This window comes from Streptomyces sp. SCUT-3 (assembly GCF_014083985.1).
Taxonomy (GTDB): domain Bacteria; phylum Actinomycetota; class Actinomycetes; order Streptomycetales; family Streptomycetaceae; genus Streptomyces_H; species Streptomyces_H thermolineatus.
The window spans coordinates 1435425-1446569 of record NZ_CP046907.1 but is presented as its reverse complement, the minus strand read 5'-3'; the positions used below and the strand labels follow the sequence as shown (position 1 = coordinate 1446569).

The 11145-nt window shown below is 73.2% G+C and carries 9 protein-coding genes; 7 read left to right on the top strand and 2 right to left on the bottom strand.

The features are described from left to right. Window positions 1–100: 100 nt before the first annotated feature. A complete protein-coding gene (locus GQS52_RS06295; RefSeq protein WP_182312188.1) occupies window positions 101–1201 on the top strand; it encodes a DUF4192 domain-containing protein in 1101 nt (366 codons plus the stop codon). A 92-nt stretch (window positions 1202–1293) separates the two neighbouring features. On the opposite strand, the gene GQS52_RS06290 is transcribed toward GQS52_RS06295, so the two are convergent. Then, on the bottom strand, window positions 1294–2607 hold the full coding sequence (locus GQS52_RS06290; RefSeq protein ID WP_182312185.1) for an alpha/beta fold hydrolase: 1314 nt from the start codon (window positions 2605–2607) through the stop codon (window positions 1294–1296). 176 nt (window positions 2608–2783) lie between these two features. Between GQS52_RS06290 and GQS52_RS06285 the strand changes: the two genes are divergently transcribed. The 4 genes from GQS52_RS06285 (at window position 2784) to GQS52_RS06270 (ending at window position 7648) form a co-directional block, all read left to right on the top strand. Then, window positions 2784–3533, top strand: coding sequence for an NUDIX domain-containing protein (locus GQS52_RS06285; protein WP_182312183.1), 750 nt, complete (start codon window positions 2784–2786; stop codon window positions 3531–3533). Window positions 3534–3690: 157 nt separating this feature from the next. After that, the gene (locus tag GQS52_RS06280; RefSeq protein ID WP_275946455.1) at window positions 3691–4635 is read left to right on the top strand and encodes an FCD domain-containing protein; all 945 of its coding nucleotides are present in this window, start codon (window positions 3691–3693) and stop codon (window positions 4633–4635) included. Window positions 4636–5064: 429 nt separating this feature from the next. Next, window positions 5065–6657, top strand: a complete 1593-nt coding sequence (locus GQS52_RS06275) for an RNA polymerase sigma factor (RefSeq protein WP_259370623.1) — start codon at window positions 5065–5067, stop codon at window positions 6655–6657. Between the two features lie 217 nt (window positions 6658–6874). Continuing rightward, the gene (locus GQS52_RS06270; protein WP_259371053.1) at window positions 6875–7648 is read left to right on the top strand and encodes a serine protease; all 774 of its coding nucleotides are present in this window, start codon (window positions 6875–6877) and stop codon (window positions 7646–7648) included. A 110-nt stretch (window positions 7649–7758) separates the two neighbouring features. On the opposite strand, the gene GQS52_RS06265 is transcribed toward GQS52_RS06270, so the two are convergent. Next, complete coding sequence (locus tag GQS52_RS06265; RefSeq protein ID WP_182312171.1) at window positions 7759–7983, bottom strand: hypothetical protein; 225 nt, start codon at window positions 7981–7983, stop codon at window positions 7759–7761. A 407-nt stretch (window positions 7984–8390) separates the two neighbouring features. Here GQS52_RS06265 and GQS52_RS06260 point away from each other — a divergent pair, with 407 nt between their 5' ends. Beyond that, complete coding sequence (locus GQS52_RS06260) at window positions 8391–10514, top strand: DNA topoisomerase IV subunit B (protein WP_182312168.1); 2124 nt, start codon at window positions 8391–8393, stop codon at window positions 10512–10514. Window positions 10515–10607: 93 nt separating this feature from the next. Then, window positions 10608–11120, top strand: coding sequence for a DUF485 domain-containing protein (locus GQS52_RS06255; protein ID WP_182312164.1), 513 nt, complete (start codon window positions 10608–10610; stop codon window positions 11118–11120). Window positions 11121–11145: the final 25 nt, after the last annotated feature.

The window sequence follows — 11145 nt, the reverse complement described above, 5'->3', positions numbered from 1 at the left end:
CGTCGGGGCATGACACAGCACACCCCTCCCCCCGCACGCCGAAGGCCCCCGCGTCACCCTGCGCAGCCCCGGAGAGCTCGCCGAGGCCCTCCCGTACCTGATGGGCTTCCACCCGGACGACTCGATCGTCCTGGTCGCCCTGCACGGCGACCGGAGCCGCTTCGGCGGGCGGCTGCGGCTGGCGATCCCCGAGGACGCCGGCGAGTGGCCCGAGGCCGCCCGGCAGCTCACCACCTGCTTCGTCGAGGGGGCGCGGGCGCGCGGCCGGCAGCCCGACGGGATCCTGGTCTTCCTGTGCCAGGACCCGCCGCCGGGCACCCCGCCGGCGCGGACGGCGGAGCGGTTGAGGCCACTCGCCCAGGCCCTGCGCACCGCCTGCGGGGCCCTGGACGTGCCCGTTCCCGAGGCCCTGTGCGTCAGCGGCGGGCGGTGGTGGTCCTACGTCTGCCCGGACACCGGGTGCTGCCCCGCCGAGGGCACCGAGCTCGGATCCGGCGGCACCTCCGTGATGGCCGCGGCCGCGGCCTTCGCCGGGATCCGGGTGCAGGGCTCCCTCAAGCAGATGGCCGCCCGCTTCGAGCCGCTGCCGCCCCCGCACGACCGGATCCAGGAGACAGCCCTGGACCGCGCCTGCGCCGTCCTCCTCCCCCGCCTCCTGTCCGGGGACGGAGACGGAGAGGGGGAGGGGAACGGGGGCGGGGACGGCGGGCCGGGGGGACTCGTGGAGGAGACCGTGGCGGCTCTCGCCGCGGTGCTCGACCGCTTCCGGGCAGGCCCGCCGCCGCCCTCCTGCACCGACGACGAGGCCGACCGCCACGACGACGCCCTCCTCACCCCCGCACAGGCGGCCCGCCTGGTCCTCGGACTGCAGGACCGCGTGGCGCGGGACCGGGCCGCGGAGTGGGTGGAGCAACCCGACGCCGGTGCGGCGCTGCGCCTGTGGCGCGCCCTGGCCCGGCGCTGCACGGGCGCCTACTCCGGCCACGCCGCGGCCCCGCTGACCCTGGCCGGCTGGGTCTGCTGGGCCTGCGGCGACGAGCCGGCGGCCCGGGTCGCCTTCGTCCGGGCCCTGGAGGCCGACCCCGAGTACACCTTCGCCAGGCTGCTGCACCAGGCGTGCAACAGCGGCCTGGACCCCGAGCCGCTGCGCCGCTGCCTGCGCGAGGAGCGGCAGCGGCGCGAGACGCGGGAGCGGGGGTGAGCCCGGCCCGCCCTGCCGCCCCGGCCCGCCCCGCCGCGCCGGCCTGCCCCGCCGCCCCGGCCCGCCCCGCCGCGCCGGCCGCGCGGGCCCTCTCAGACCTGCCCGCGCACCATCGCGATCAGTCGGCCCAGCACCCGGTCCCCGTCGGCCCGCAGGCCGTCGTGCTCGAACTCGTCGGTGACCCAGGTCCGCAGTCCCCGCACCGCCGCGGCGGTCTCCAGCGAGTGCGCGGTGTCGACGTACATGTCGTCGTGGTAGACCGCCGCGGCCACCGGCACCGTGTTCTCCGCGAGCCGGCCCGCGTCGTACAGCGGCGGCCAGTCCTCGCGCGAGGCCAGCAGGTGCGCCGCCTCCTCCAGGGGGCCGAGGGCGGGGTCGGCCCCGAACATCCACGGGTAGATCATCTCGCCGGTGAAGAACACCGGAGCGTCCCCCTCCAGCGCCCGTGCCGCGTCGAAGCGCGGGAACTCCCCCCGCACCTGCTGCGCCGCCCATCCCGTCGACGCGCCCTGGCCGTAGATGGACTCGTGCAGCACCGCGTACAGCGGGTTGGAGGCGAAGGACAGCTGTGCCTGCACCCCTGCCAGGAACGTGTCCGACAGCTCCGGGCCGTCCGCGCCGGGCACCCAGGCGTCCTCCAGCAGGTAGTGCAGGACGGCCGGGCCGGAGGCGGTGCCCAGCAGCATCCCCAGCGACTGGAACGCCTCCACGGTCAGCAGTCCGCCGTCCGGCAGCCGCACCGGCTCCCCGGCCTTCTGCGCCCGCAGCAGGTGCGCGGCGATCCGCCGCACCGCCGCCACGTCCTGGGGGAAGTCCCGGTAGTACCTCTCGTTCTTGCGCTCCACCCGCGGGTACGCCGCCCGGTAGACCTCGTGCGCGTCGCGCCCCAGGCCGGCCAGGCCGCCGGTGATCATGACCTCCCGCAGCCCCTCGGGGGCCAGCGACAGGTAGGTCAGCGCGCAGAAGCCGCCGAAGCTCTGCCCCAGCAGGCTCCACCTGCCGTCCTCGCCCAGCAGGGCGCGCCGGATCAGCTCGGCGTCCCGGACGATCGAGTCGGCCCGGAAGTGCGCCAGGTAGGCGGCCTGCTGCTCGGGGCCTCCCCGCAGCGGCACCGTCTGCCGGTTCGCGGGCGTCGAGCGGCCGGTGCCGCGCTGGTCCAGCAGCAGCACCCGGTAGTCGTCCAGGGCCCGGGCGGGCCAGCCCTCCCGGGCCGACGGCCGGGGGGACCTGCCCCCGGGGCCTCCCTGCAGGAAGAGCAGCCACGGCAGCTGCTCCTCCTCGCGTCCCGCGGCCACCACCTCGCGGGCGTACACCTCGATCCGCTCTCCGGCGGGATCGCGGTGGTCCAGGGGCACGTTGAAGGTGTGGTCGGTCAGTACGACCCCCGGTCGACGGAACACGGACAAGGTCTCCTCCTCGGTCACGGCGGCACTCGGCCCGTCCGCGACGGTATCCGCCGCACCGGGCCCCGCCGCCGCCGGGCCCGCGGGCTCCCGGGGCGGGTGGAGCGGTCGGCGCGGAATCGCCGGGGAGCGGCGTGGAACCCCCTTTTTATCGTCAGGAGGACGACTATGATCACGCCATGCCTCCCTACGACCCGTCGGCTTTTGCGCCCTTCGCCGTGACCGTCGACCTGGTCGTGCTCACCGTGCGCGAGCACGCCCTGTGCGCACTGGCGGTACGCCGCGGCGAGCCGCCCTTCCAGGGCTGCTGGGCCCTGCCCGGCGGCTTCGTGCGGCCCGAGGAGGACCTGGCCGAGGCCGCAGCCCGCGAGCTCGCGGAGGAGACCGGGCTGCGCGCCCAGCAGCCCGGCGATGCGGGAGCGGCGGGGAAGGAGGCGCACCTGGAGCAGCTCGCCACCTACGGCCACCCCGACCGGGATCCGAGGATGCGGGTGGTCAGCGTCGCGCACCTGGTCCTCGCCCCCGACCTGCCTGCGCCCCGCGCGGGAGGGGACGCACGCAGTGTCCGCTGGGCGCCGGTTGAGGAGTTGCTGGGCCACGCGGGGCAGCAGGCCGTGCCGCTGGCCTTCGACCACGCGCAGATCCTGGCCGACGGGGTCGAGCGGGCCCGCTCCAAGATCGAGTACTCGTCGCTGGCGACGGCCTTCTGCCCCGAGGAGTTCACCGTCGGCGAGCTGCGCCGGGTGTACGAGGCGGTGTGGGGGGTCGCCCTGGACCCGCGCAACTTCCACCGCAAGGTGACCGGCACGCCCGGTTTCCTCGTCCCCGCGGGCGGCACCACCACCCGCCAGGGCGGACGTCCCGCCCAGCTGTTCCGGGCCGGCGGTGCCACCGTCCTGAATCCGCCGATGCTGCGGCCCGAGGTCTGACGGGCCCCGGTGTTCCTCCGGCGCCCCTCCGGGGCCCGGCCGGGTGGCCGCCCGGCCCGGGAGGCGTCCGGGCCTGTCCCGCCCCCTGAAGAGCATTTGCGTCCGCTTTGACACGATAAGTCGTCAATTGTGGGTGGGGGAGCGATCACCCTTTCGTGTGCTTTTCAGCAAAGCCCTCAAGGCATTCGGAGGCATCGCCGACAAAGGATGCGTGAACACCCTTGCGCAGACCATGATGAACGCGGGCCGCTCCGCCGACGCCGGCCTCCCCGCTTCGGCCGGCACCGACCGGCGCCCCCGGCCCGAAGGCGCCCCCGGGCCGGAGCGGCCGGGCTCCGCCTCCTGGGAGGCCCCGGACCGCGGGATGGGCGGCATCGGCCGCCGAACCGGTGCCGGCCGCGGACGCGGACTGCACGGCCAGCTCGTCCAGCAGCTCGGCCAGATGATCGTCTCCGGGGACCTGGGGGCGGACCGTCCGCTGGTGCCCGAGGAGATCGGCCAGCGCTTCGAGGTCTCCCGCACCGTCGTCCGCGAGTCCTTGCGGGTCCTGGAGGCCAAGGGGCTCGTCAGCGCGCGCCCCAACGTCGGCACCCGGGTCCGGCCGGTCAGCGACTGGAACCTCCTCGACCCCGACATCATCGAGTGGCGCGCGTTCGGCCCCCAGCGCGAGGACCAGCGCCGGGAACTCTTCGAGCTCCGCGCGGCCATCGAGCCCCTCGCGGCCCGGCTCGCCGCGGGCCACGGCCGCGCCGAGGGCCGCCAGCGCCTCGCCGACATGGTGGAGATCATGGGGCACGCCGTCGGACAGGGCGACGCCGTCACCTTCTCCCGGGCCGACGCCGAGTTCCACGGAGTGCTCCTGCAGGCGGCCGGCAACCGGATGCTGGACCACCTCTCGGGCATCGTTTCCTCCGCCCTTCAGGTCTCCGGCGCCCCGGCCCTCGGCTGCGACCGCGTCACCGAGACCTGCGTCGCGGGCCACCTCCGCCTGGTCGACGCCCTCGCCGCGGGCGACGCGGGTGCCGCCGAGACCGCGATGCGCGCACTGCTCACCGTCCACCCCGAGGTCGACCACGTGGTCCCCGCCCCCCGCGAGCACTGACCGCCGGCTCCTCCCGCGCCCATCCGCACGTGCGACCGCCGTCGGACCTCCCCGGGTCCGGCGGCGGTCGCACGTGCGGATGGCCGTGGCCGTGTCCGCGGCCGCGCCCCCGCCCGCGGCCGCTGCGTCTGGAGTGTGCGGGTAAGAGGAGAAGGGCGGCTTTCGCCCGGATGTGCGGTGTGACTCGGACCACTGAAGACCTGCGTAACACTTGAAGGGCAGGCGCGATGACCTAAGAGGTGGTAGCCGATCGAGGAATACAGGTGAAGTGTCACAATGCTGTGTTGCTACGCGGCTCCGCCCGTGCCACCGGCCTACTAGGCCGGAGACCAGTCCAAGACCGACCCGTCCCGGACGCGACGACCGCTGATGTCAGCGCGGGCAGCACCAGGGGTCGGGAGTCGTTCCCAACGTTCCGAGAGGTTGTTCGTGTCGGCCAGCACATCCCGTACCCTTCCGCCGGAGATCGCCGAGTCCGAGTCTTTGACGGCGCTGATCGAGCGGGGCAAGGCTCAGGGGCAGATCGCCGGCGATGACGTGCGTCGGGCCTTCGAGGCCGACCAGATTCCGCCAACCCAGTGGAAGAACGTTCTGCGCAGCCTCAACCAGGTCCTCGACGAGGAGGGCGTGACGCTGATGGTCAGCGCCGCAGAGGCGCCCAAGCGCACCCGGAAGAGCGTCGCAGCGAAGAGCCCGGCCAAACGCGCCGCCACCAAGACCACGGCGACGAAGACCGCGGCGGTGAAGAGGACCACCGCTCCCGCCAGGACGGTCGCTCCCCGTACCACCGCCGTCGGCGTCGAGGACGCGGCCGAGGCCGTGGCGGAGGAGGAGGTGTCCGCAGTGCCTGCCAAGAAGACGGCGGCCAGGAAGACCACCGCGAAGAAGACGACGACGGCGAAGAAGACGGCGGCCAAGAAGACCACCGCCCGCAAGACCGCCAAGAAGGACGCCGACGAGCTGCTCGAGGGCGAGGAGCTGCTCGACGACGCCGCGCTGGCCGGCAAGCCCGGCGAGGGGGCGGGCGCCTCCGACAAGCCCGAGTCCGAGGGCTTCGTCCTCTCCGACGACGACGAGGACGACGCCCCGGCCCAGCAGGTCGCCGCGGCCGGTGCCACGGCGGACCCGGTCAAGGACTACCTCAAGCAGATCGGCAAGGTGCCCCTGCTCAACGCGGAGCAGGAGGTCGAGCTCGCCAAGCGCATCGAGGCCGGCCTGTTCGCCGAGGACAAGCTCGCCAACTCCGACAAACTCGCCCCCAAGCTCAAGCGCGAGCTGGAGATCATCGCCGAGGACGGCCGCCGCGCCAAGAACCACCTGCTGGAGGCCAACCTCCGCCTGGTGGTCTCCTTGGCCAAGCGCTACACCGGCCGCGGCATGCTCTTCCTGGACCTCATCCAGGAGGGCAACCTCGGCCTGATCCGCGCGGTGGAGAAGTTCGACTACACCAAGGGCTACAAGTTCTCCACCTATGCCACCTGGTGGATCCGGCAGGCGATCACCCGCGCCATGGCCGACCAGGCCCGCACCATCCGCATCCCGGTGCACATGGTCGAGGTCATCAACAAGCTCGCCCGCGTGCAGCGCCAGATGCTCCAGGACCTGGGCCGCGAGCCCACCCCGGAGGAGCTGGCCAAGGAACTCGACATGACCCCGGAGAAGGTCATCGAGGTCCAGAAGTACGGCCGCGAGCCCATCTCGCTGCACACCCCGCTCGGCGAGGACGGCGACAGCGAGTTCGGAGACCTCATCGAGGACTCCGAGGCCGTCGTTCCGGCCGACGCGGTGAGCTTCACCCTGCTCCAGGAGCAGTTGCACTCCGTCCTGGACACGCTCTCCGAGCGCGAGGCGGGCGTGGTGTCCATGCGCTTCGGCCTCACCGACGGGCAGCCCAAGACGCTGGACGAGATCGGCAAGGTCTACGGGGTCACCCGTGAGCGCATCCGCCAGATCGAGTCCAAGACCATGTCCAAGCTGCGCCACCCGTCCCGCTCGCAGGTCCTGCGCGACTACCTGGACTAGGCCTTCGGGCATTCGCGCGAGCACCGCACGCCGTCACGGCTCGGGCCCGGAACCCAGGCGGGGTTCCGGGCCCGAGCCGTGCGGTGCCGCAGTGTGCCGGGCGCGTCGCGGCGCCGGTCCCGATACTCTGGGTGTCCGCTTGGTTCCGCACCGTCAGGAGGCTGTCTTGGGTTCCGTGTTCCGCAGGGCGATCGGTGCGGTCACCGCCGCGGCTTCGGTGGCCGCTCCCCTCGTGCTCGCCACCCCGGCCGAGGGCCGCCCGGTGATCGTGGGCGGTGAGAGCGTCAGCACCGCCGACCATCCCTGGGTGGTGGCGCTCTCGAGCCGTTCGCGGTTCGGTACGGCCCGGTCGGGACAGTTCTGCGGAGGGGCCCTCGTCGCCCCGGACAAGGTCGTCACCGCCGCACACTGCTTCGAGGGCGGGATCATGGGTCCCACCAGCATCGGTGCGGGGGAGTTGACGGTGGTCGCGGGCCGCACCCGGCTGAGCACGGACGGGGGCAGGGAGGTCGGGGTCCGCCGGCTGTGGGTCAACCCCGACTACAACACCTGGAACCACCGGGGCGACGTCGCCGTCCTGACCCTCGACGAGGCGCTGCCGGCCGGCTGGACGCTGCCGATGGCGCGGCCGGGGGACGCGGCCCAGGCGCCGGGGACGCCCGCCGCGGTCTACGGCTGGGGGGACACCACGGGGCGCGGGACCTACTCCGAGGTGCTGCGGGCGGCCCGGGTCAGGGTGCTGGACGACCCGGTGTGCGAGCAGGCCTATCCGAGCGGCGCGGGCAGCGCCTACTCGCCCGCGAGCATGCTGTGCGCGGGTGATCCGCAGGGCGGGCGCGACGCCTGCCAGGGGGACAGCGGGGGGCCGCTGATCGCCGGGGGGCGCCTGGTGGGGCTGGTCTCCTGGGGTGCCGGCTGCGCGGACCCCGACCACCCGGGGGTCTACACGCGCATCGCCGGGATGCGCAGGGTGCTGGACCCGCAACTGTGAGGAGCGGGACGACGAGGAGGGCGGCCACCCCTTGCCGGGGTGGCCGCCCTCCTGGAATCTCCGGCCCTGGTAACCGGTCCGAGCTCGTCGTCGGATGCGATGTGGTCGTGTCAGTCGTCCCCGGCAGACGCCGAGGTGGCGTGCAGCCGGCCGGTCTCGTCCTGTATTTCCGCTGCGATCTTCTTCAGTTCGGGCTCGAACTTGCGCCCGTGGTGGGCGCAGAAGAGCAGTTCGCCGCCACTGACCAGGACGACGCGCAGGTAGGCCTGGGCGCCGCAGCGGTCGCAACGGTCGGCTGCGGTCAGCGGGCTCGCGGGGGTGAGAACTGTAGTCACGTCGCCTCTTCTCTAGCTCGACGAGCTGTCGTACCAGGGTCAACATCCAACCAGGCCGAAAACGTTCCCGCTCGTGGCTTTTCCTCGAAATTCGTTCCCGAGGAGGTTGGATGATGCCGGTTGGCGGCGAATGGGGCCTTAGTCCGATTTGTCGTCTTGGCTTCTTCGTGTCGGTCCTGTCGCGCCGGTGGTCCTGTCACCGTCGTTGAGGAGGACGTGCCCGGAGCCTAGACGGTTCATGCCTCCGAGGGGAACGTGATATCCGTATCAGCCGGGGGAGCCATCGAACGCATGCTCGATCAGGTACTAGCATAGGCCCTTACCGGGTCGCGGCGCACCCGCCCGGTGCGGCCCTGGGTACCCTGCTCACCGGCGACCCATCCGTACCTTCTCGAGGAGCTGCCCGCGTGACCGCCGAAACGACCGTGCCGTCGTCCACCGCTCTGCTGACCGGGGCGGACCGCGACGGCTCCAACTACACCGCGCGGCACCTGCTCGTCCTCGAAGGCCTCGAAGCGGTGCGCAAGCGCCCCGGCATGTACATCGGCTCCACGGACAGCCGCGGCCTGATGCACTGCCTGTGGGAGATCATCGACAACGCCGTGGACGAGGCCCTCGGCGGGTACTGCGACCACATCGAGGTCCTCCTGCACGGCGACGGGTCGGTCGAGGTCCGCGACAACGGCCGCGGCATCCCCGTCGACGTCGAACCCAAGACGGGCCTGTCCGGCGTCGAGGTCGTCATGACCAAGCTGCACGCGGGCGGCAAGTTCGGCGGCGGCTCCTACGCCGCCTCCGGCGGCCTGCACGGCGTCGGCGCCTCGGTCGTCAACGCCCTCTCCGCCCGCCTCGACGTCGAGGTGGACCGCGGGGGCCACACCCACGCCGTCAGCTTCCGCCGGGGCGTGCCCGGCGCCTTCGCCGCCTCCGGCGCCGACGCGCCCTTCGAGGCGACCGGCGGCCTGCGCAGGACGAAGAAGATCGCCAAGGCCCGCACCGGTACCCGCGTGCGCTACTGGGCCGACCGCCAGATCTTCCTCAAGGACGCCCGGCTCGACCTGGAGACCCTGCACGCCCGCGCCCGCCAGACGGCCTTCCTGGTCCCGGGCCTGACCATCGTCGTCCGCGACGAGCGCGGCGTCGACGGCGCCCCGCCCGCGGCGGAGACCTTCCACTACGACGGCGGCATCAGCGAGTTCTGCGAGTACCTCGCCCAGGACAGGGCTGTCTGCGACACCCTGCGCCTGACCGGCGAGGGCACCTTCAAGGAGACCGTCCCGGTCCTGGACGACCGCGGCCACATGACGCCCACCGAGGTCACCCGGACCCTGGGCGTCGACATCGCGCTGCGCTGGGGCACCGGCTACGACACCACGGTGCGCTCCTTCGTCAACATCATCGCCACCCCCAAGGGCGGCACCCACGTCGCCGGCTTCGAGCGGGCCGTGACCCGCACCGTCAACGAGGTGCTGCGCTCGGCGAAGCTGCTGCGCGTCGCCGAGGACGACGTGGTCAAGGACGACGCCATGGAGGGCATGACCGCGGTGGTCACCGTCCGCCTGGCCGAGCCGCAGTTCGAGGGCCAGACCAAGGAGGTGCTCGGCACCTCCGCGGCCTCGCGCATCGTGGCCGCCGTCGTCTCCAAGGAGCTCAAGGCGTTCCTGACCTCCACCAGGCGCGACGACAAGCAGCAGGCGCGCGCCGTGCTGGACAAGGTCGTCGCCGCGGCCCGCACCCGCATCGCCGCCCGCCAGCACAAGGAGGCCCAGCGCCGCAAGACGGCCCTGGAGACCTCCTCGCTGCCGGCCAAGCTCGCCGACTGCCGCAGCGACGACGTCGACCGCAGCGAGCTGTTCATCGTCGAGGGCGACTCGGCGCTCGGCACCGCCAAGGTCGCCCGCAACTCCGAGTTCCAGGCGCTGCTGCCCATCCGCGGCAAGATCCTCAACGTCCAGAAGTCCTCGGTCTCGGACATGCTCAAGAACGCCGAGTGCGGGGCGATCATCCAGGTCATAGGGGCGGGCTCGGGCCGCACCTTCGACATCGACCAGGCCCGCTACGGCAAGATCGTCATGATGACGGACGCCGACGTCGACGGCAGCCACATCCGCTGCCTGCTCCTCACCCTCTTCCAGCGGTACATGCGGCCCATGGTCGAGGCCGGACGGGTCTTCGCGGCCGTCCCCCCGCTGCACCGCATCGAACTGGTCCAGCCCAAGCGCGGCCAGGACAAGTACGTGTACACGTACTCCGACAACGAGCTGCGCAACAAGCTGATGGAGTTCGAGCGCAAGGGCGTCCGCTACAAGGACTCGATCCAGCGCTACAAGGGCCTGGGCGAGATGGACGCGGACCAGCTGGCCGAGACCACGATGGACCCGCGCCACCGCACCCTGCGCCGGATCAACATCGGCGACATCGAGGCCGCCGAGGCAGCCTTCGACCTGCTGATGGGCAACGACGTCGCCCCCCGCAAGGACTTCATCACCAACTCCGCCGCGACCCTGGACCGCTCCCGCATCGACGTGTGACCGGTCCCGGAACCGCTGGCGGAGGGCCTTCGCCCGTCACCGGATGGTGTGAACGTCGCGGCCGGCCCGCGCGGGCCGGCCGCGAACCGCCCCATGCTGTCTCCCACGGGCCCCGGGCCCGGGGCCCGTGGGAGAAGCGAGGAGGCACCGGTGGGAGAGCAGGACCGCAGCCGCCCGGGAGTGCTCGGGGCCCCCGGCGCCCGGCACGGGCGGACGGGGACCCGGCCGGGGGTCCGTGACGCGGCCCGCGGCCCGGACCACCGCCCCGCACGGTCCGCGGACCGGGGGGCGGACCGCGCGGCGGTCCACCTGGAGGTGCAGCGCGGCGAGGCGTTCCGCGAGCTGCGCGGCCGGTACCGGCGGTTCGCGTTCCCCGCGGCCGCGTTCGCCCTGCTGTGGTACCTGGCCTACGTCGTGGCCGCCGTGACCGCGCCCGGACTGATGGCGCTCCGGGTGGCCGGCCCGCTGAACGTGGCCGCGGTCGCCGGGCTGGGGCAGCTCGCCTCGACGTTCCTGCTGGCCGGGGCGTACGCGCGGCACGCCCGGCTGCGGCGCGACCGGGCGGCGCTGGACCTGCGCTGGGAGGTCCGGGACAGGCTCCGGTGACCGGCGCGCCGAAGGCCCCGGCCCG